Origin of the sequence: Mycolicibacterium pulveris, from assembly GCF_010725725.1 — a bacterium.
In the GTDB taxonomy this organism is placed as follows: Bacteria; Actinomycetota; Actinomycetes; order Mycobacteriales; family Mycobacteriaceae; genus Mycobacterium; species Mycobacterium pulveris.
The window spans coordinates 3,502,969-3,522,717 of the sequence record NZ_AP022599.1 but is presented as its reverse complement, the minus strand read 5'-3'; the positions used below and the strand labels follow the sequence as shown (position 1 = coordinate 3,522,717).

At 64.8% G+C, this 19,749-nt stretch carries 20 protein-coding genes and 1 pseudogene; 13 read left to right on the top strand and 8 right to left on the bottom strand.

The annotated features are described in order from the left end of the window. Window positions 1–150 precede the first annotated feature (150 nt). The 7 genes and pseudogenes from G6N28_RS17070 (at window position 151) to G6N28_RS17040 (ending at window position 5,923) form a co-directional block, all read left to right on the top strand. On the top strand, window positions 151–498 hold the full coding sequence (locus tag G6N28_RS17070; RefSeq protein WP_163902244.1) for a hypothetical protein: 348 nt from the start codon (window positions 151–153) through the stop codon (window positions 496–498). Further along, window positions 498–1,973 carry a terminase TerL endonuclease subunit gene (locus G6N28_RS17065; protein ID WP_163902242.1) on the top strand — a complete coding sequence of 492 codons (1,476 nt, stop codon included), beginning with the start codon at window positions 498–500 and terminating at the stop codon, window positions 1,971–1,973. The genes G6N28_RS17070 and G6N28_RS17065 overlap by 1 nt, the downstream gene beginning before the upstream one ends. Beyond that, a complete protein-coding gene (locus G6N28_RS17060) occupies window positions 1,916–3,172 on the top strand; it encodes a phage portal protein (protein WP_235674612.1) in 1,257 nt (418 codons plus the stop codon). The genes G6N28_RS17065 and G6N28_RS17060 overlap by 58 nt, the downstream gene beginning before the upstream one ends. Window positions 3,173–3,221: 49 nt before the next feature. After that, window positions 3,222–3,761 (top strand): annotated as a pseudogene (locus G6N28_RS17055) (HK97 family phage prohead protease); the annotation flags it as partial. Then, a complete protein-coding gene (locus G6N28_RS17050; protein ID WP_163902240.1) occupies window positions 3,758–4,936 on the top strand; it encodes a phage major capsid protein in 1,179 nt (392 codons plus the stop codon). The pseudogene G6N28_RS17055 and the gene G6N28_RS17050, both read left to right, overlap by 4 nt. Before the next feature lie 4 nt (window positions 4,937–4,940). Continuing rightward, window positions 4,941–5,360 carry a hypothetical protein gene (locus G6N28_RS17045; protein ID WP_163902238.1) on the top strand — a complete coding sequence of 140 codons (420 nt, stop codon included), beginning with the start codon at window positions 4,941–4,943 and terminating at the stop codon, window positions 5,358–5,360. A gap of 2 nt (window positions 5,361–5,362) precedes the next feature. Then, complete coding sequence (locus G6N28_RS17040) at window positions 5,363–5,923, top strand: hypothetical protein (protein WP_163902236.1); 561 nt, start codon at window positions 5,363–5,365, stop codon at window positions 5,921–5,923. 212 nt (window positions 5,924–6,135) lie between these two features. Here G6N28_RS17040 and G6N28_RS17035 read toward each other — a convergent pair whose 3' ends face one another. After that, a complete protein-coding gene (locus tag G6N28_RS17035) occupies window positions 6,136–6,984 on the bottom strand; it encodes a hypothetical protein (protein ID WP_163902234.1) in 849 nt (282 codons plus the stop codon). Between the two features lie 475 nt (window positions 6,985–7,459). Here G6N28_RS17035 and G6N28_RS17030 point away from each other — a divergent pair, with 475 nt between their 5' ends. Continuing rightward, the gene (locus G6N28_RS17030) at window positions 7,460–7,747 is read left to right on the top strand and encodes a hypothetical protein (RefSeq protein WP_163902232.1); all 288 of its coding nucleotides are present in this window, start codon (window positions 7,460–7,462) and stop codon (window positions 7,745–7,747) included. Window positions 7,748–9,140: 1,393 nt separating this feature from the next. Further along, window positions 9,141–9,878, top strand: a complete 738-nt coding sequence (gene trhA, locus G6N28_RS17025) for a PAQR family membrane homeostasis protein TrhA (protein ID WP_163902229.1) — start codon at window positions 9,141–9,143, stop codon at window positions 9,876–9,878. 59 nt (window positions 9,879–9,937) lie between these two features. Here trhA and G6N28_RS17020 read toward each other — a convergent pair whose 3' ends face one another. Continuing rightward, window positions 9,938–10,309: a nuclear transport factor 2 family protein gene (locus tag G6N28_RS17020; protein ID WP_163902227.1), complete on the bottom strand. Its 372-nt coding sequence runs from the start codon at window positions 10,307–10,309 to the stop codon at window positions 9,938–9,940. Window positions 10,310–10,320: 11 nt separating this feature from the next. Continuing rightward, window positions 10,321–12,324 carry a thioredoxin domain-containing protein gene (locus tag G6N28_RS17015; RefSeq protein WP_163902225.1) on the bottom strand — a complete coding sequence of 668 codons (2,004 nt, stop codon included), beginning with the start codon at window positions 12,322–12,324 and terminating at the stop codon, window positions 10,321–10,323. A 44-nt stretch (window positions 12,325–12,368) separates the two neighbouring features. On the opposite strand from G6N28_RS17015, the gene G6N28_RS17010 reads away from it, so the two are divergent. After that, window positions 12,369–13,577, top strand: coding sequence for an ATP-binding protein (locus tag G6N28_RS17010; RefSeq protein ID WP_163902223.1), 1,209 nt, complete (start codon window positions 12,369–12,371; stop codon window positions 13,575–13,577). A 35-nt stretch (window positions 13,578–13,612) separates the two neighbouring features. Here G6N28_RS17010 and G6N28_RS17005 read toward each other — a convergent pair whose 3' ends face one another. Further along, entirely contained in the window at window positions 13,613–13,897 is a 285-nt protein-coding gene (locus G6N28_RS17005) for a hypothetical protein (RefSeq protein WP_235674611.1), read from the bottom strand. Continuing rightward, on the bottom strand, window positions 13,894–14,763 hold the full coding sequence (gene mca / locus G6N28_RS17000; protein WP_163902221.1) for a mycothiol conjugate amidase Mca: 870 nt from the start codon (window positions 14,761–14,763) through the stop codon (window positions 13,894–13,896). Before mca ends, G6N28_RS17005 begins: the two co-directional genes overlap by 4 nt. 129 nt (window positions 14,764–14,892) lie before the next feature. On the opposite strand from mca, the gene G6N28_RS16995 reads away from it, so the two are divergent. The 3 genes from G6N28_RS16995 (at window position 14,893) to G6N28_RS16985 (ending at window position 16,730) form a co-directional block, all read left to right on the top strand. Next, window positions 14,893–15,315 (top strand): DUF4307 domain-containing protein, encoded by a 423-nt coding sequence (locus G6N28_RS16995; RefSeq protein ID WP_163902219.1) that lies wholly within the window; start codon window positions 14,893–14,895, stop codon window positions 15,313–15,315. A gap of 235 nt (window positions 15,316–15,550) precedes the next feature. Then, window positions 15,551–16,045, top strand: a complete 495-nt coding sequence (greA, locus tag G6N28_RS16990) for a transcription elongation factor GreA (protein ID WP_163902217.1) — start codon at window positions 15,551–15,553, stop codon at window positions 16,043–16,045. Window positions 16,046–16,076: 31 nt separating this feature from the next. Then, complete coding sequence (locus tag G6N28_RS16985; protein WP_163902215.1) at window positions 16,077–16,730, top strand: GOLPH3/VPS74 family protein; 654 nt, start codon at window positions 16,077–16,079, stop codon at window positions 16,728–16,730. Between the two features lie 73 nt (window positions 16,731–16,803). Here G6N28_RS16985 and G6N28_RS16980 read toward each other — a convergent pair whose 3' ends face one another. The 3 genes from G6N28_RS16980 to G6N28_RS16970 all read right to left on the bottom strand — a co-directional run bounded on the left by G6N28_RS16980 (window position 16,804) and on the right by G6N28_RS16970 (window position 19,684). After that, window positions 16,804–17,958 carry a cystathionine gamma-synthase gene (locus tag G6N28_RS16980; RefSeq protein ID WP_163902213.1) on the bottom strand — a complete coding sequence of 385 codons (1,155 nt, stop codon included), beginning with the start codon at window positions 17,956–17,958 and terminating at the stop codon, window positions 16,804–16,806. A gap of 90 nt (window positions 17,959–18,048) precedes the next feature. Next, the gene (locus G6N28_RS16975) at window positions 18,049–19,080 is read right to left on the bottom strand and encodes a DUF2189 domain-containing protein (RefSeq protein WP_163902211.1); all 1,032 of its coding nucleotides are present in this window, start codon (window positions 19,078–19,080) and stop codon (window positions 18,049–18,051) included. Window positions 19,081–19,108: 28 nt separating this feature from the next. Further along, window positions 19,109–19,684, bottom strand: a complete 576-nt coding sequence (locus G6N28_RS16970; protein WP_163902209.1) for an Rv1078 family RDD domain-containing protein — start codon at window positions 19,682–19,684, stop codon at window positions 19,109–19,111. Window positions 19,685–19,749 lie beyond the last annotated feature (65 nt).

Genomic DNA, 19,749 nt, shown 5'->3' with positions numbered 1-19,749 from the left:
CAACGGGCACCTATCGCGTCGAGCACGCCATATTCGCAGGTCAGAGGGCATTAAAAGTTCGCAGGTCAAAGGCCCTGCTGGACGCCCGGCCCGCCCCGCACGCTTATAAAGGAATTTTCATGCAGCATTTTATGCAGAAGTCAGCAAACAATGGACGTTGACGAGATCGAGCGAGCCATCCTCAGCGAGATCGCGAACGACGCCGAACTACGCGCCGAACTGGAGCGCATCCCCGACCGGGTGGCCGAGACGGTTCGGTCGTTCGTGCCCGTCGATACCGGCACCGCGAAAGCCAGCATCGACGTGAAGGCTCGCCGCACCCCGTACAAGCGGATCGGGTACCGGCCGATCAAGATCGGCACCGTCCGCTCAGACGATGACCCGGCCAAGGTGAACACCCTGGAATACGGCCGCGGTGCAACGTCTGAGCACGGCGCCACCGAAGCGTTCTACATGTTCGCTAAGGCCGCCGCACGCTGGCGGGACATCGAACTGTAGTGGCGCTCGGCGGTAACGCGCGAGCCAAGTTCGAGGATCTGTCAGAACCGCCCTGGTACCGCTGGAAGACGAAAGAACCCGTCAAGCGCGCGATCCGCTTCATCGAGGCCTACTGCCGCTCGCCGAAGGGTCACGGCTACGGCAAGCCCTTGAAGTTGGCCCGATTCCAAAAAGAGTGGCTCGCCGAAATCCTGGCGCCCGGTGTTCGGCAGGCGGTTCTGCAGTGTCCGCGCGGACAGGGAAAGTCAACGCTGCTGGCCGCGTTGGCGGTGTGGGCGACGTTCGACCGCTACGAGGACGGCGCGCCACAGGTGCCGGTGATGGCAATGACTGTGGGACAAGCCAAGCGGAGTGTCTACGACGTCGCGGTGGCGATGATCCAGGCCGAACTGGAGTTGTCCCGTAGAAGCATCTGCTACACCGCCATCAGCGATAGCCGCTTCGTCGTCGGCTACAACGGCGGCGTCTGCTTCCCGGTCTCCCACGACCCCGATGGGTTGCAGGGCTTGGACCCCGGCCCTATCGCTGTCGTGGACGAGATCGGATTCCAGCCCATCGAGTCGTGGTCCTCGATGGTGCTGGCCTCTGGTAAGCGATCCCGTTCGGTGATCGTGGCCATCGGCACACCCGGCCTGGACCGCGACAACGCCCTGTGGCATCTGCGGGAGGCCTGGCTCGACGGCAAACGCCCACCAGGGTTCTCGTTCACCGAGTACAGCGCCCCCGAGGAACTCGCCCCCTACGACGAGAAGACCTGGCGCATCGCCTGTCCCGCACTGGATGCGGGTTATCAGTCCATTGACGCGCTGCGGGTGGCGATTGAGACTTCACCCCTAAGTCATTTCGAGATCTTTCACCTGGGCCGCTGGGTCGACGGGACCGACTGCTGGCTAGGCCCTGACGGACGCACCGTGTGGGGCGCACTGGAAAGTGACTACCAACTCGCCCCGAAGGCCCCGACGTGGGTCGGCATCGACGTCGGTATCAAGCGCGACACGACCGCCGTGGTGTACGCACAACGCCGCCCAGACGGCATGTTGCACACGGTCGCCAGAATCTGGCAGCCCACCAAAGACGAACGAATCGACCTGTCGTCAGTCATGGCGTTTCTGCGCGAGCTGGATAGCCACTACGACCTTCAAGAGTGTGCCTACGACCCTCGACTTTTCGAGATCCCCGGCCAGATGCTCGCCGACGAGGGCCTACCGATGGTCGAGTTCCCGCAATCGCTGGAACGCATGACCCCGGCCTACGTAAGCCTCTACGAGGCGATCGTCAAGGGCGCGATCAGCCACGACGGCAACGAACAGTACGCACGCCAGATACTGAACGCCATACCGCGACCCAACGAGCGCGGGTTTGTGCTGTCCAAGAACAAGTCCCGCGGCAAGATCGACGCCGCCGCCGCGCTGGCGATGTGTCACGACCGTGCCCAGCACCCGGTGAAGCCACTTCCCAAACTTGTCTGCCTCTAACGCATTCGGAGAACCATTTGAGCCTATTCTCACGGCTATTCCGCGCACCCGATCCACCCTACGAACCACCCGAAACCCGCAACTGGTCGATCAGCGACCCGCAGATCGTCACCCTGTTCGGCGGCGCACCGTCGCTGGCCGGCGTCTCGGTCAATGACCGCTCCGCGTTGGGGTTATCGGCGGTCTACCGATGCGTCTCGCTGATCAGCGGCTCCATCGCATCGCTACCCCTACGTACGGTCGTCACCAACCCAGACGGCACCACCCAACGCGCCACATCGTGGCTCGACGACCCGGCCGGACCCGACGGGGTTACCGGCTTTGAATGGGTCGAGTTCCTCATGGTCAGCCTCTTGCTGCACGGAAACGCCTACTTCTTTCAGCAACGCGGCGGTGCACTGCAGTTGCTCGGGCTGCAACCCATCCCGCCGCAATGCGTCGGTGTCGAGGTGAAGAACGGCCGCAAGCTCTACCGCGTCCAACTGGACAACGGACAGACCCAACAGTTCAGCGACCGCGAGATCGTCCATATCCCCGGCATCTCGCTTGACGGCTGCACCGGCGTCTCCCCGATCCAGATTGCGAAAAACTCTCTGGGGCAAGCAATCGCGACTGAACGCAGCGCCACCCGACTGTTTCAAAACGGGCTGCTCGCATCAGCGATCGTCACCCCCGAAGACACGCTGACCGAAGACGAAGCCACCGCGGTCAAAGAAGCCCTGGACCGCAAATCCGGCGGTGAGACCAACGCAGGCGGCATCAGCGTCATCAACCGCAAGCTGAAGGTCACGCCGTGGTCTATCGACCCCGAGGCGGCACAGTTTCTGGAAAGCCGCGCGTTCGCTGTCGATGAGGTCTCCCGATGGTTCGGCATCCCGCCGCACCTATTGGGACAGACCGAGAAGCAGACGAGTTTCGGCGCCGGTCTGTCAGAACAAAACCGCGGCTACGCCAAGTACACCCTGGAACCGTGGACGCGCCGCATCGAGGCACGGTTGACCCGGCTGCTGCCGGAAGGGCGTAAGGCTGAGTTTGATTTCCGCTCCCTGGTGTCACCTGACCCCGAGACCGAAATCAACCTTCTGATCAAGCAGACAGACGCCGGTCTGCTGACCAAAGCCGAGGCGCGAGCCATTTTGAACCGGCCACCGCTACCGGAACCTCAAGAGCAGGAACAGAACAACGAAACACAACCTTGATCTAAACCTCTGGGAATACCGGACCCCGTTCGACGTCAACAGCGACCCCGACACGCTGACCCTCACCGGATACGCCTCCACGTTTCAGCCTTACGAGATGTACGGCGGGCCGGCTAATCACGGCTGGATCGAACAGTTGGATCGGCATGCGTTCGATGAAACACTACGCGCCACACCCGATCTGCATCTGCTGATCAACCACCAGGGAATGCCCCTGGCGCGCACCAAGTCGGGCACCTTGAGCCTGTCCGTGGATGACCATGGCCTCAAGGTCGTTGCCGTACTGGACCGCTCAGACCCCGACGTGCAGCGGCTCGAGCCGAAGATGCGCCGCGGAGATATGGACGAAATGTCTTTCGCCTTCCGCGTCAAAGCACAGAAATGGGAAGCCGCGCCCGGCTTCACCGATCCCGAGTCACTGCGCATCATTCAGCGCGTCGACCTGAACAAGGGCGATGTTTCGGTCGTGAACTTCGGCGCCAACCCCACCACCTCAGCGAGCGTGCGCACGCTCACCCCGGCCATCAACGGCCGCACCCAATTGTTCCGCGCAAGATTCGCGGCACTCACCCGAAAGGTATCTAATTGACCAAAGAGGAAATCCTCGCAAAGCTCGATGAACTCAACGAGATCGCCGAGAAGCGCAGTCTCACCGACGACGAGTTCGAGAGCGCCAAGGATCTGGAAACCCAGCTCAAGCGAGCCAACGAAACCGAGGAGTTCCGTGCCCGTCACGCGGTGTATGTGACCCCGCAGGCCACTGTGCATGTCGCTGCGCCCAAGGAAGATGACACCCTTGAGCGTGCATTCACCGCATATCTGCGCACCGGACAGGCCAACGCTGACCTGACCGAGCTTCGCGCCCAGAGTGAAGGCACCCCATCGGCCGGTGGTTACACCGTGCCCGATGGCTTCCGCACCAAGATCATCGACCGGATGAAGGCGTTCGGCGGAATCGCCAATGTCGCCGAAACCATCAACACCGAAACCGGTCAGTCCCTTGAGTGGCCAACCGTGGACGACACCGCCAACGTCGGCGAGATCGTCGCCGAGGGCGGCACCTTCGCCTCTGGCGCTGATCTGACCTTCGGCACCGCCTCGCTTGGCGCCTACACCTACACTGCCGGCGGGGCTGGCAACAACCCTTTGCGGGTGTCGATTGAACTGTTGCAGGACAGCGCTTTCGATATCGAGTCGTTCGTGGCGCGCAAGCTCGGCGAACGTGTGGCACGTCTGCAGTCGACCCACCTGGTAACCGGTAGTGGCACGGGACAGCCCAAGGGCCTCATCCACGGCAAGACAGGCGTCGAATTGGCCGACGACACCGACGGCGTGACCTACGACGACCTGATCACCTTCATCCACTCCGTGGACCCGTCATACCGCAACGGTGCGGTGTGGGCGTTCAATGACCAGTCGCTGGCCGCGATCAAGAAAATCAAAGACTCCCACGGTGATCCCATCTGGCGTCCCGCCGATGCCGACATGGCCACCTCGACCGGTGGCGGTGTGCTGCTGGGCTACCCGGTCGTGGTCGATCAGGCCTTCGCCAACATCGACGTCGACAACAACACCGTCAACTGGGGCGCGTTCGGCAACTTGGCGGAGGGTTACGTGATCCGCCGGGTGCGCGACATTCAGTTGATTGTCGACCCGATTACCCGCATGGCGTCCAACCGCGAGGTCCAGTACGCCGTCTATGCCCGCATGGACGCCGTTCCGCAGAATCCCCACGCCTACATTGCCCTGACGGGAGAGCAGTAAACCTATGGCAGTAAACGATCTTGCGAGCGCCGACCTCAAGTTATTGGGGTCGGCCAAGGTCGCCGTGTCCAACACCGATTGGAACAACTTCGATTTCGGCGACCCCAACGATATCCACTTGCCCGACACCGCCTACGCCCACAGCGACAAGGTGCTTGTCGTGTTCACCGCCACCACGTCGGGAAGCGGTGACCTGGTGTCGTTCTCGGTGCAGGACGCACCCGACGACGACGGCATTGGCACCCCCGCCGCTGCGGCCACCGATGGCACGCTGACCGAATTGGGTCCCGGTGACGCGCATGCACACACCTTCGTGCGCGTGCAGTCGGGGCGGCCGTGGCTGCGCTGCCGTGTCTCTAAGGTGGGCACCGCCGACAGCTTTACCGCCACGGCGAAGGTCTACGCGGTCGGTTCGGGGGTCTAAAAATGTGGGCACCCGCCTACGCGGTTGCCGACGAGCTGGCGAGCTGGCTCGGTGTCGATGAGGACACCGACCAGCTCGTCCTAGCCATCGACGCCGCATCACGCGCCATCGACCGGGCCTGCAGCCGACAGTTCGGTAGAACGGATTCCCAAACCCGTTACTACGCACCGCAATGGCACCGCGACCGTTGGACGGTCTCGACCGACGACATATGCACTGAGCCCGTTGTCGAGGTCGAGGGGACCGTTGTCGACGTCACGCTGCTACCGAGGAACGCACCCGCCAAGGGCCGGCCGTGGACCCGCATCGAGTACACCGGCCCGCGCGGCGAAGTGGCAGTAACCGCCGAATTCGGTTGGGCCAACGTGCCCTACCCAATCAAGTACGCCACCCTGGTCCAGGCGAGCCGCTTCTATGACCGCAGAGAAAACGTCGCCGGCGCGCTCAACAAGCACCGCGTTGACGACGTCGAATACGGCTGGGCGGCATCGGGAAACCAGGAACTCGACGCCGACGTCCTGGCGTCCGTCGCGCCATTCAAAAGATGGTGGGCCGCAGCATGAGAACGTGCACTGTCAAAGACTGCGGGCTTCAGCGCTATGCCCGTGCGGACTACGAACCTCGCTGCAAGCCATGTCGTCCAACCTACGGCAACAGCCAGTGGGCGGCAGCGGCCTAAGCGCCCGCGCGACGAGTAACCCGAGAGGAAACGGCTCCGCTGATGATGGCGGGGGTCGTCTCAATCCCTTGCTGGCCTGTTGTCGAAGGCCGTGTGTCAGGAGCTGGTCTCATCCTCGTGGTCCGGCCAATGATCCCGTTCTGCAGTCCTTTGTGGATTGGTGTGGTACCAGACTTCTTCGTCGGAGAACCCCGCGAATCTCTCTGTGTACTTGTAGTACCCGTAGTTGACACTGCGGAGAATTCGTACCGTCTCGCACGGGTAGGGCTGCTTGCACTTGTCGCAGTGGCCGCGCGGACCTGCGATGTGATCGTGCACAAGCAATGTGACGGCCGTACGCCATCCGCTTCTGTCCTCCAGTGCGTGTGCAAGCCGACGGTTGCAGCCGTAGAACGCTTCGCGCGCACGGACGTAGCCACGTCTCATGCGCTCGTCATGGTCTGCCAACCGCTCGATCTTGCGGTTGACATCCTCGCCCGGCATGGAGAAATGCCCTCGGCACGCATCGCAGTACGCCTCACCCAAGTCTGCGCGACAGTCGAGCGTCAGTTGGCAGCATGCGCACTCAACATGCACGACGTCGCCGTGTTGTGGGACATCCGACGTCCCCCGACTCCTCTGCCATCGTTTCAAGTTTTGCGCCGCCTCAAGTTCAGGACGGAGCGTCTCCGCCTGATTCTCGTTGAGCATCGTTATGGCCTTCTTGTGCGGCAGGCCTAATCTGCGCGCGCAATCTTGGACCTCATAGGTTGCGAGGTCGTACTCCCTGGCTAGATCGAGAAGCCTGACGAACTGTGGCATCAACCACACCCTTCGAATCGTGAACGGCGGAAACGCGCAGTTCACGACCGGGTGACTATCCGTCGATCCGACGCCGATCTTGGCCGAAGCCCTGCGGGCACGGTTGGCGACGTTTAGGCTCGCAAAGGTATTGTCCAGATACACGCAAAGCCCTGACGGACGGTCGTTCCGGTCAGGGCTTTCGCGTTCCCGGACCAACTGTCTTCGTCGATCATCAGGAAGCCTTCCACAATTCGCCGACAAAGTTCGGCACCTCGCCCTGCGATGAACTGATTCTCACAATCCTCCGAAGATTTGTTCGAATTCTCAGGAGCAAGTCCGGCGTTACGTGGTGTTCCCGTTGGCGGGTGGATGACCCGCTTGCCGCAATCTCTGTCCTAACTCGCCCAGAACACTGCCCGCGCGAATGTCGTGCGCACTTCGCCGCGAAAAGCGGGCCTCAATGAGATCGTTATCCCATGGCTGAGTCGTACACGTGCCCTGTCGAGGGCTGCAATCTCGAACTGGTCAGAGACGTCGAGCCGGGCCTGGCCAAACGGACCTGGTCCGGTCGGACGATCAGTAGACCTGACCGCGTCTCGTACTACTGCACCAAGCATGGAACGCAGAAGCCGGGAGCATGACGGCATATCTAGGTTTCGGCAGCGCCGCATGCGGTCTGGTTGCAGTCCTTGCGATGATCCAGCAGCAAATCACCGGTGGCCGCCTGGAGCAGCGCCTCGGAGATCGCCTGATCATCGACGGCGGCACAGTCTCTGGAGAGAACCGCGAAACCCCACAGCATTTGGAGGTAATCATGCGAGAAATGGCCGCCAACCAGCGCCCTGGGTGTGTCGCGATAGTCTTCGCTTGCCTTGGTGCCGTTCTTGCGCTCGCTGCTGGCGTGTTAGGCCTGATCGGGAGCTGAAAGAGGACAACGTGCCACCTGATGGCGGGGGCGTACGTCGCGTTCCCGTTCGCGCGCTGATCGGTGTCACGGCTAGTCCGATTGCAGCACCCACTACGCAGCGAAACGCACTCGAAGGGAAGTTTGCTGCGGTTCGCACGTTGGGAAACACTGCTTGCATAGATGCAACGGCGTGGGCGCCAGGCGCCGCGAATTTTGATGGGGACCGTCTACCGACTGAACATTCCATTCTTGGGCAGGTTGTAATCGTTGGTGGCAAATTTCTTCCGCATAGGGGCAACAGTGCGTCTACCAAGCAGGCCGCAGACAACAGCGCTTCAGTAGCGCAACACCTTGCGTCTATGCGTGACATGTTTTCCAAAATTGCGTACAGTCAAGTTCGCCGGCCGGGAGGGATCCCGCGGCTGGGGAGAGGGTCTAACCGGAGTCTCAAACCTGCATCTTGAAAAGAAAAGCCTTTGAAATAGGAAAGTGGGCCGACCCTTACGGAACGGCCCACCACCGCCTCATCTCATAGGCAGCACCACCTTTCTTGGTCCCTAGGTGGCTTTGGCAAGGCCGTCGCGCTGCAACGCGGCGGCCTTGCGCTTTTCTATCCTACGGCCATATAACATCGCTCCCGCGGATCCAAAAATCATCGGTGTGTTGCTACTCGGCGATGTTTGTCACAGGTTTAACAGCCGTCACACACCGAGCTTGAAAACAGGCCCTAGTTGAGGCTCCCCGGCCCGAGTTCGGAGTACATCAACGCCTGCCTGACCAACCCCCGCCGATGCGCGTCGGGGCCGGCGGGATGATCGGGATTGCGGTCGCATTTCCACAAAAACGCGATTTGTTCCGGCGTAAGTTGGCCCGCAAGACAATGCCACGTGGCCAGCGGCTGATGACGTAGGCTATCCATGTCGAACCCCCATTCAGTTCGGCCAAACCCCCGGCCTGTTGCCGCAGGTGCGGGGGCCTTACTTTCGGTGATGCCGCGAGTAATTTACCGCAACGTAAAGCGTCGAGGAATGCCAACTTCGCAATTCTTTGCCATCAATTCTTGACACTGATAGTCAATTCTTGAACGCCTTTTTCAATGTCGGAAGGGGTGGTCAATCATGTTGGGCCGCGTGTCGAGGCGCGTCATGGACGGTGGTCGGTTCAGACGGGTATCACAACCAACCACAAGAGCACGGTCGCCAGCGCTGCGCTACGTTGATTCGGTGGGTCGAGGTGGTCGTCTGAGCGGCGCACGGCCAGCGCTACAGCGAGTAGCCAAGTCAAGGATATTCGGGCCTACAACGCTCTGACCTGAGCGTTTAGTTCGCAGGTGGTGCACAGCGCGAGCTACGGGATAGATCCAGACTACTGTGATGCTCGGAAACGCCCGCGCCGATAGCGGAGGTGACGTATGACGGCCCCCCTGCATCGCTCCGACGACGTGCTGCGCGACCCGCAAGGGCCGCCGGAAGACCTTCCCGAGGCGGTCGTCGAGGGCGTCGCCACTTTCATCGGCAAGCCGCGGGCGCGGGGCTGGATCCATGTCTATGCGGCCGTGGTGGCCGCCATCTGCGGCGCGACGCTGGTGTCGGTGTCGTGGTCGGTGCAGTCCACCAGGGCCGGGGTGGCGACGCTGATCTACACGCTGACGATCGTGGCGATGTTCGCGGTCAGCGGCGCCTACCACCGAGTGACCTGGAAGTCGCAGACCGCGCGGAAATGGATGAAGCGCCTCGATCACTCGATGATCTTCGTCTTCATCGCGGGCAGTTACACGCCGTTCGCGCTGCTGGCGCTGCCGTCGACCGACGGCATGGTGCTGTTCTGGATCGTGTGGGGCGGCGCGATCGCCGGGGTGCTGCTCAAGATGTTCTGGCCGTCGGCGCCGCGCTGGGTCGGGGTGCCGCTGTATCTGCTGCTGGGCTGGGTGGCGGCGTGGTTCGTCGGCCCGATCACCCACGGCGCGGGTGTCGCCGCGCTGGTGCTGCTGATCGTCGGCGGCGCGCTGTACAGCGTCGGCGGCGTGCTCTACGCGATGAAGCGGCCGAACCCGTGGCCCACGACGTTCGGCCACCACGAGTTCTTCCACGCCTGCACGGCGGTGGCCGCGATCTGCCACTACGTCGCGATGTGGTTCGCCGTCTTCTGAGCGATTTCGGCGTAGTTCGTCACGCTGAGCGTGACGAAACGCACCCAAATCGCTGGAGGCTAGAGCTGGGTGACGTTCTCGGGGGTCCAGTAGGCCTTCATCGAGGCGATCTTGCCCTCCTCGTTGAACGTCATGACGCTGATGATCTCGATGCGCATCCGGCTCTCGCCGAGATCGATGGTCATCGACCAGAAGAACGCCGCCTCGCTGCCGAGGGTGCGCAGCGTGACGACGTCGCATTCGGCGTTCATGTTGGCGACCGCGTCGTAAAAGCCGCGGATGGCCGTGCGGCCGATGTGCACCTCACCGCCCACCGGATCCTCGACGGTCGCGTCCTCGGCATACAACTCGGCGATGTCGTCGGGCTTGCCCTGGGCAACCAGCTCCAGATAGCGGTGAACGGTCTTCGCGTTGTCTTCCGGGGTGGCCATGGGCCGAAACGCTACACGGCGGCGTTCAACGCGACAGCGAGTTCCCGTGCGGTGGTGACCGGAAGGTCGCAGACCCGACCGCGGCAGATGTAGGCGGCGTCGGCGCCGTCCACGCGGTCCCGGCCGGCCAGCAGCACCGACGAGTCCACGGCGCCGCCCACCACGACCGCTCCGCCCGGCGCCAACCTGCGCGCCGCCGCGAGCAGCTCGGAGCGTTCGGGCTCGCAGGCCACCGCGATCTGCAGGGGTCCGCGCACGGCGGCTTCCGCGACCGCCAGCCAGTGCCCGCCCGAGCGGGGTACGCGCGCCAGGATCGGTGTGCACGACGCGAGCGTCGCATCCGCCGCCGCCGCGTAGGCGTCGGTCCGGGCCGCGTCGACGAGATGTGTTGCCAGCAGCAGAGCTTCGGCGATCAGCGAGGCCCCCGACGGGGTCGCGCCGTCCAGCGGATCGGACGGCCGCACCATCAGCGCCTCGGCGTCGTCGGCGGTGTCGAACCATCGGCCCGCGCGGTCGGGGTCCGCGAAGTGCTCGAGCGCGAGGTCGATCAGCGTCGTCGCGGTGTCCAGCCAGGACGCCTCGCCGGTCACCTGGTGAAGCGTCAGCAGCCCGGTGGCCAGCGCGGCGTGGTCCTCGAGCACGGCCATGGGCTCGCCGACGCGCCCGCCGAGGCTGGCCCTGCGCAGCCGGCCGCCCACCAGATGCAGGTCGACGACGGCGCGGGCGCATTGTGTTGCGGCGTCAACCAACTCGGGCTGTTCGAGTGCGACTCCGGCTTCGGCCAGCGCCGTGATCGCCAGCCCATTCCAGGCCGTGACGACCTTGTCGTCGCGGGCGGGCTGCGGCCGGGTGCCCCGGGCGGCCAGCAGCACGGTGCGCACCCGGGTGAAGCGGTCGACGTCGTCGGGGTCGCGCGGCAACTGCAGCACCGAGCTGCCCGCTTCGAAGGTTCCCTGTTGGGTGATCTCGAAAGTCTCTGCCGCCCAACGGGCGTCGTCGGCATCGAGCACCTCGCGCAGCTGCGCGGGCGTCCACACGTACGTCAGGCCCTCCACGCCGTCGGCGTCGGCATCCAGCGACGAGACAAACATCTCGTCGGCGCCCAACTCGTCGATGATGAACCGCGCGGTCTCGTGGGCGACCTTGCGCGCCAACGGGTTCGACGTGCGCCGCACCCAGTGCGCGTATACCCGCAGCAGCTGGGCGTTGTCGTAGAGCATCTTCTCGAAGTGCGGCACCACCCAGGACGCGTCCACGCTGTAGCGGGCGAACCCGCCGGCCAGCTGGTCGTAGATACCGCCGCGGGCCATCGCCGTGCAGGTGCGCTCGACCGCCTCCATCGGCAGGATGTCACCGGTGCGTTCGTGGTTGCGCAGCAACGCCTCCAGCAGCGCCGACGGCGGAAACTTCGGCGCCGCCGCCTGATTGGAGACGAACCCGCCGCGTTCGACGTCCTCGTCGCGCAGCGCGGTCGCGACAGCGTGATCGCACAACGCGGGTTGCACCGGCGGTCCGTCCCCGGGCAGTCCCGCGGTCATCGACCGCAGCTCGTCGGTGATGCGGTCCGAGGCCTGCTCGACCTCACCGCGCCGGGTACGCCAGGTGTCCGAAACCGCGCGCAGCAGCTGCAGGAAACTCGGTTTGGGGTAGTAGGTGCCGCAGAAGAACGGCCTGCCGTCGGGGGTGAGGAAGCAGGTCATCGGCCAGCCGCCCTGCCCGGTCAGCGCGACGGTGGCGTTCATGTAGACGGCGTCCAGGTCGGGCCGCTCCTCACGGTCGACCTTGATGCACACGAAGCCGTCGTTCATCACGGCCGCGACCTGCTCGTCCTCGAACGACTCGTGCGCCATCACGTGACACCAGTGGCAGGCGGCATAGCCGATCGACAGCAGGATCGGCACATCCCGCGCGGCGGCCTCGGCCAGGGCCTCGGGCGTCCACTGCCGCCAGTGCACCGGGTTGTCGGCGTGCTGGCGCAGGTAGGGGCTGGTGGCCGCAGCGAGATGGTTCGTCACCCTCTCGACCGTAGTCCGAAGCGGTTGACAACGAACTTGATGAATTGCTGCCACTCGCACCGGCCATCGCTATCGATGGGCCCAAGGGGGTCGGCAAGACCGCCACCGCGCAGCGCCGTGCCCCGGCAACCTGGCTGGTGGACGACCCCACTCAGCGGGCACTGCTCGAGGCCGACCCGACGTTCGCCACCGCCCCTCCCGGCACCCTCCTCATCGACGAGTGGCAGCGCCTCCCAGAAGTCTGGGACACCGTTCGACGTTCGGTCGACCGTGGCGCGCCACCGGGTCGGTTCCTGCTCACCGGGAGTGCGACGCCCGTCGCGGACGTCGACACCCACAGCGGCGCGGGGCGGATTCTGTCACTGCGGATGCGTCCCATGACGCTTTACGAGCGCGGCATCGAGCAACCCACAGTCAGCCTGGGCGCGCTGATCGCCGGGGACGACCATCGCGTAACTGGCGCAACCAATGTCACCTCGGCCGATTACTTCGAAGCGATCGAGTCCAGCGGTCTCCCAGGAATTTTTCGGCAACCCCCACGGCTGCGCCGGGGACTGCTCGACGCCTACCTACAGCGAGTGATCGAACGAGACCTGCCCGACCAAGGTTTCTCGATCCGTCGCCCGGAGACTTTTCGCCGATGGCTGGCAGCCTATGCCGCAGCATCGTCGACCACCACGTCGTACTCGCGAATTCTTGATGCGACGACCGCGGGTGACGGTTCGCAACCCGCCAAGACAACAACCATCGCGTACCGCGACCATCTTTCGCGACTGTTGCTACTCGACCCGATGCCCGGATGGAGCCCCACCCGAAATCCCTTGAGTCGGCTGCAGCAAGCACCGAAACATCAACTGGCGGACCCTGGTCTGGCCGCGCGGATCCTCAATCTGTCCGCGCGCACGCTCGCAACACCTTCTGGCGGTCACATGGCTGGCCCGCTGTTCAAGTCACTCGCGACGATAACGGTCCGCGTCGCCTCTCAGCCAGCCGAAAGTCGCGTCGGACACCTACGCACCCGCAACGGCGATCACGACGTTGATCTCATCGTCGAAGGCCCCGACGGCCGAGTCCTCGGAATTGAAGTCAAACTCGCGGCCAGCGTTACAGACGCCGATGTCCGACACCTTCAATGGCTCCGCGCTCAACTCCCACACGACACCGTCGACCTGCTCGTAATCACCACAGGCACACATGCATACCGACGTCGGGATGGCGTTGCCGTCGTGCCACTCGCTTTACTCGGCGCCTGAGTGTGCGCTCCGAAGACGGGACGAATCCACCGTGCTCACCGTGCCCCCGCAGGTGGGTCCGGGTCGGTGCCCGCAGGCCCGCGGTCGTCGTCGGCGTCGCTGTCCTGCTGCGGCTCGGTGTCCTCGGTCTCGAATGTCTTGGGCACCTTGCGCAGATGCCGGTTCATCGACCAGACCAGCAGGAACGTCCCGATCAGCAGCAGCACGATGACCAGCAGCCCGAACGGGCTGGCCTTGCCGAACTCCGGCCCGGGATTGGGCTGCTGCTGCGCCAGGACGGCGACCATCAGGTCCGTGCCGAGCGCGACGACGTCGTTCATCGATCCTCGATTCCGGCGAACAGGTCGGTCTCGGGCAGCAAGACCGGTACCCGCGAGCGCGCCAGTTCGTACTCCTCTGTCGGCCAGAGCCGTTGCTGCCATTCGATCGGCGCGCGGAAGAAGTCGCCGTTGGGGTCGATCTGCGTGGCGTGCGCGCGCAGCGCGTCGTCCCGCTGGGCGAAGTACTTGGCGCACTCCACCCGGGTGGTCACCCGCTTGGCGAAGACGTCGTGGTCGGGATCCCAGTGCTTGAGCCACTTCGCGAACGGGCCTTCCTGCCCGTGCTTGGCGAACTCGTCCTGCAGCAACTGCATGCGTTGACGCAGGAAGCCGTGGGTGTAGTAGAGCTTCTTCACCTCCCACGGGTCACCGGCGTCGGGGTAGAGCCGGTGATCGGCGGCGGCCTCGTACGCGGCCACCGACACCTGGTGGCAGCGGACGTGGTCGGGATGCGGGTAGCCGCCGTTCTCGTCGTAGGTGGTCATCACGTGCGGACGGAATTCACGCACGACGCGCACCAACGCCTCGGTCGGCTGCTCCAGCGGCACCACGCCGAAACAGCCGTCGGGCAGCGGTGGCGGCGGATCGCCCTCCGGCAACCCGGAGTCGACGAAACCGAGCCAGTGATGCTCGACGCCCAAAATCTCCGCCGCCTTGGCCATCTCGTCGCGGCGGATCTCGGCCATCCGGCCGTGTACCTCGGGTAGGTCCATGGCCGGGTTGAGGATGTCGCCGCGCTCGCCGCCGGTGAGGGTGACGACGAGCACCCGAACACCCTCATCGGCGTAGCGGGCCATCGTCGCCGCGCCCTTGCTGGACTCGTCGTCCGGGTGGGCGTGCACGGCCATCAACCGCAGTTCGCTCAACCTGATCTGCCTTCTACCTCACGTTTGTATGGCCGACCCGCGTCGGCCCCTGTCGAGACATATCAACCATCCGACACGCCCTATAGTTCCAGTTCGACAGATCCATCCGACCGACGGGCGTGCAAACCGATGATCGAACGTCCCGCCGCCCGCTACGGGCACCAGCGGCTGTCCCCGCGCCAACGTCGGTGGATCGCCGCGGCGCTGACCCTGGCGACGGTGGCGGCCGGGGTTGTGCTCGCGGTGATCGCTTTTCAACGGTTCGCCGGTGAAGACGTCAAGGGCGAGATGGGCAGCTTCGAACTGCTCGACGACTCGAGCGTCGCGGTCACGATCAACGTCACCCGCAAGGACCCGTCGCGACCCGTGGTGTGCATCGTGCGGGCCCGCTCGATCGACGGCAGCGAGACCGGCCGCCGCGAGGTGCTGGTAGCGCCATCGCAGCACCCCGCCGTGCAGGTGACCACCGTCGTCAAAGCCAGCCAGCCACCCGTCGTCGGCGACGTCTACGGCTGCGGCACCGAGGTGCCCTCGTACCTGGTGGGTTCCTAGCCCGAGCAGGGGTCCGCGCGCCGAACAGCGAACGACCAAAGCATGAAAACCGGGTGTGTTCGCGGTGCTATCATGGTCGGATACACGGTTCCAGCTGGGACCGTGTATTGCTGCTTTTAGCGCGCGCATCAACGACGGCGACTGCGGCAATACATAAGCGACCACTCCCGGCGCCGTGACACGAACCAATACGACGAAACAAGCGCGAGAGCAACTACGACAGGAGCGCGAGGACATGACCGACACCCAGGTCACCTGGCTGACCCAAGAGGCATACGACCGGTTGAAGGATGAACTGGATCAACTGATCGCCAATCGGCCCGTCATCGCCGCCGAAATCAACGATCGCCGAGAAGAAGGCGACCTCCGCGAGAACGGCGGCTACCACGCCGCCCGCGAGGAGCAGGGCCAGCAGGAGGCCCGTATCCGCCAGCTGCAGGAGCTGCTGAACAACGCCAAGGTCGGCGAGGTACCCACCCAGTCCGGTGTCGCCCTGCCCGGCTCGGTGGTCAAGGTCTACTACGACGACGACAAGAACGACACCGAGACGTTTTTGATCGCCACCCGCCAGGAGGGCATCAGCGCGGGCGAGCTCGAGGTGTATTCGCCGAAGTCGCCGCTGGGTGAGGCGCTCATCGACGCGAAGGTCGGCGAGAGCCGCACCTACACGGTGCCGAATGGAAACACCGTCAAGGTCACCCTGGTCAGCGCCGAGCCGTACCAGTCCTGACGCGCGCCTGCGCCGCGGTTAGAGTCCGCACATGGCGCAGATCGCCGAGGACCTGTTTCTGCTGCTGCTCGACAACGCCTCCGCCCAACCCAACCTCGACCGGCCACGCCGCGAACGGGTGCTCGCGGCGGCGGTGCTGCTGGATCTGGCCTACGGGTGCCGGATCCGCCCGGCGGTGGCAGGGGAACCGGTCGAGGCCGGTCGCCTGATCGCATTGGCGGCGACGCCGGTGGTGCCGGATCCGGTTGCCGACCCGGCGTTCGAGCTGCTGCGACGACGGCCGCTTCGGCCCACGACGGCGGTGAAGCGCCTGTCCAGGCACGTCGAGGACGGCATCAGCGGACATCTGGAGCAGACCGGCCAGATCCGGCGAGTCCAGTTGGGGCACAGGCAGTTCGCCTGGCCGTTGACGAACCGGGAGCGGGTGGGTCACGCCCGGTCGGCACTGCTGGCGGCGTTGTTCGACCGCAGGCCACCGACACCAGCGACCGCGGCGATCGTTTCGCTGTTGCACGCCGTCGACGGCCTTGGCGCGCTGCTGAGCCTCAACGACCGCGGCTGGCGTTGGGTGCATGCCCGGGCCGGTGAAATCGCCAGCGGCAGTTGGGTCGACGAGTATCCGACGGCGCTGCCGGAGGTGAACCTGGCCGTCACGACATCGGCGGTGCGCCAAGCGCTGGGCTAGTTCTTTTCGGCGAGCAGACGTCAATACCCCCAAATTCCCCCGCGTTCGGGGGTGTACACGTCTGCTCGCGGGACTAACTGAGCGCCTGCTCCAGGTCGGCGAGCAGGTCGGCGACGTCCTCGATGCCGACCGACAGCCGCACCAGATCGTCGGGCACCTCAAGCTGTGAGCCCGCGGTGGAGGCGTGCGTCATCGCGCCGGGGTGCTCGATCAACGACTCGACACCGCCCAGCGACTCAGCGAGAATGAAAACCTCTGTGCGCGAGCATAAGTCGCGGGCGGCCTCAACCCCGCCCCGCAGCCGTATCGAGATCATCCCGCCGAACCCGCTCATCTGCTTGGCGGCGATGTCGTGGCCTGGGTGGGTCGGCAGACCCGGGTAGAGCACGGTGTCGACGGCCGGATGACCGTCGAGGAACTCGGCGATGACGGCGGCATTCTCGCAGTGCCGCTGCATACGCACGACGAGGGTCTTGAGCCCGCGCAGCGTGAGATAGGCGTCGAACGGCCCCGGCACCGCGCCCGCGCCGTTCTGCAGGAAACCGAACGCCGTGTCGAGTTCCTCGTCGTTGGTCAGCAGCGCACCACCCACGACATCGGAGTGCCCGCCGATGTACTTGGTGGTCGAATGCAGCACGATGTCGGCGCCCAGCGGCAACGGCTGCTGCAGCGCCGGTGAGGCGAACGTGTTGTCCACCAGCACTTTGACATTGGAGGTGGCCGCCAGTTGCGCGATGCCGGCGATGTCGGCGATGGACAGCAACGGGTTGGTGGGCGTCTCGACCAGGATCATCCGGGTCTTGTCGGTGATCGCCGCCTTCACCGCGTCCAGTTCGGCCAACGAGACGGCGGTGTAGCCGATGCCCCAGTGCGTGAAGACCTTGTCGATCAGCCGAAAGGTGCCGCCGTAGGCGTCATCGGGGATGACGACGTGATCGCCCGGTCGCAGCACCGCCCGCAGCGCGCAGTCGGTGGCGGCCATCCCGGAGCTGAACGCGCGGCCGTAGGCGGCCTCCTCGACGGCCGCCAGCGACGCCTCCAGCGCTGAGCGTGTCGGGTTGCCGGTCCGCGCGTACTCGAAGCCGCCGCGCAGCCCGCCGACCCCGTCCTGGGCGAACGTCGAGCTGGCGTAGATCGGGGCGTTGACGGCCCCGGTCGCCGGGTCGGGCCGAAAGCCCGTGTGAATGGCTTTGGTGGCCAGTCCCTGGAAAATGTGCTGCTTGGTCATCACCGCCCACCCTAGCCAGGGCGCTGCGGTGCAGCCATGAACGGTCGTCGGAGGGCGCCGACCGGTGTCAGCGCCCTCCGACGTACACCGTTACTGAGCCGGGCCCGGCGGCAGCGGCTGCGGGTTGAGCTCGGCGACCTGACCGCCGCTGAGCTTGCGGAACGCGTAGACCTCGATGAGGATCATCAGCGGGATCGCGACGAGAAGCCCGACGCCGCACAGCAGCGCGCCGACGGCCACGATCACCAGCATCACCAGCCAGGTCAGCAACGCCTGACCGAAGTTGTCCTTGACGACGTTGAAGCTGGTCTTGATCGCATCGACCGGCGCGAGGTTGCGATCCAGCAGTGCCACGATCGTGAACATCGTGAAGATGGCCACGATCAGACCTGGGATCACGCACAGGAACAATCCGATCGAGGTCAGGATCCCGACGATCAGACCCGCGATGACGACATTGCCGACATTTCGCGGTGTGAAGAACGACCCGATCGAGACCTGTCGCCCGTTGGCGATGTCGAGCACGCCGCTGATATAGGCGGATTGGATCGCCGCGCCGACGATAAGCATCACGACCCAGCCGATGATCGACACGATGACGGCGCCGGGACTGTCCAGGCTGTAGGAGAACGCGAAGCTGCCCTCGTCCGCCATATAGCTGGCGGTGTCGCCGTCGTTGAGCGCCGCGCCGAGCAGGTTGAAGATCACCTGCAGCACAACGACGACCAGGCCCCACACCAGCGTCGCGACGAGGAACGGAACGGCGTTGTTGGTGAATTTGTTCCACGCCCACGAGAACGCCTCGCCGACGCTATAGCGCTGCGCACCACCGAAACCCGGCGCACCGGGAGGCGGATAACCGCCGCCTGGTGGCGGGTAGCCGGCCTGCGGTGGAGGCGGATAGCCGGGCGCTCCACCGGGCGGTGGCGGCGGCGGATAACCGCCGGGAGGCGGTGGCGGTGGATATCCACCGGGTGGTGGCGGCGGTGGGTAGCCGCCCCCGCCCGGGGGTGGCGGTGGATAACCGCCCCCGCCGGGGGGTGGCGGTGGGTAACCGCCTCCGCCCGGTGGCGGCGGGGGCGGGTAGTTGCCCGGGGGTGGAGGTGGCGGTTGGTCGCTCATTGCTGCCTTCCAGTGTGTTCGTCGACGGTTACAGCGGTAAACAGATGGTACTGACTATCTTGTCGACCAACGTCTGTCTCTTCGAGTCCCATAGGGGGAACAGGACTGCGATGATCCAGAGCAGGCCACATGCGAAATACGCGATCAGATAGATGAACTCGCGTAGGACCGACAACCCGAAACCCATTGGCTGCCCGGTCTTTTCGGAAACCACCTTGAATTTCAGAATGGACTTGCCGATGCTCGAGCCGGTACGGCCCTGGCGGTAGCCGAGATTCCAGACCAGGTAGGCCAACGCGGCCAGCGCGGCGACCACCACCGACGCCTGCCCGAGCGTGGATGCGCCGGTGGCGCAGAACTCACCGAGCTCGTACTCCGAAACGTCGGTGATGCAGGCGGTCTCGCGGGTACCCGCCAACATCGCGAACCCGATTCCCAGGATGATCGTGAACGGGATGTAGTCGATGATCCACGCCAGCACCCGGGTAAACCATGGGGTGTAGGCCTCTTTCGGCAACATCGGCGGCATCGGCTGTGCCTGCGGATAACCCCCGGCGTGAGGCGGTGGTGGATAGCCCCCGGGCGGCGGCGGTTGATCGGTCACGGAAGACCTCCCCAGGGGCTGCTCGAGGTGGCAACAAGCGTGCTTACATTACCTGAGAAGGTGCC

What these genes read in the sequence shown, in the direction of transcription:
- G6N28_RS17070 (WP_163902244.1), top strand. Translation starts at nt 151, where the DNA reads ATGGACGTTGACGAGATCGAGCGAGCCATCCTCAGCGAGATCGCGAAC.
- G6N28_RS17040 (WP_163902236.1), top strand. Translation starts at nt 5,363, where the DNA reads ATGTGGGCACCCGCCTACGCGGTTGCCGACGAGCTGGCGAGCTGGCTC.
- G6N28_RS16985 (WP_163902215.1), top strand. Translation starts at nt 16,077, where the DNA reads ATGGCGCAGATCGCCGAGGACCTGTTTCTGCTGCTGCTCGACAACGCC.
- G6N28_RS16995 (WP_163902219.1), top strand. Translation starts at nt 14,893, where the DNA reads ATGATCGAACGTCCCGCCGCCCGCTACGGGCACCAGCGGCTGTCCCCG.
- greA (WP_163902217.1), top strand. Translation starts at nt 15,551, where the DNA reads ATGACCGACACCCAGGTCACCTGGCTGACCCAAGAGGCATACGACCGG.
- trhA (WP_163902229.1), top strand. Translation starts at nt 9,141, where the DNA reads ATGACGGCCCCCCTGCATCGCTCCGACGACGTGCTGCGCGACCCGCAA.
- G6N28_RS17020 (WP_163902227.1), bottom strand. Translation starts at nt 10,309, where the DNA reads ATGGCCACCCCGGAAGACAACGCGAAGACCGTTCACCGCTATCTGGAG.
- G6N28_RS16980 (WP_163902213.1), bottom strand. Translation starts at nt 17,958, where the DNA reads ATGACCAAGCAGCACATTTTCCAGGGACTGGCCACCAAAGCCATTCAC.
- G6N28_RS16975 (WP_163902211.1), bottom strand. Translation starts at nt 19,080, where the DNA reads ATGAGCGACCAACCGCCACCTCCACCCCCGGGCAACTACCCGCCCCCG.
- G6N28_RS17045 (WP_163902238.1), top strand. Translation starts at nt 4,941, where the DNA reads ATGGCAGTAAACGATCTTGCGAGCGCCGACCTCAAGTTATTGGGGTCG.
- G6N28_RS17030 (WP_163902232.1), top strand. Translation starts at nt 7,460, where the DNA reads ATGACGGCATATCTAGGTTTCGGCAGCGCCGCATGCGGTCTGGTTGCA.
- G6N28_RS17005 (WP_235674611.1), bottom strand. Translation starts at nt 13,897, where the DNA reads ATGAACGACGTCGTCGCGCTCGGCACGGACCTGATGGTCGCCGTCCTG.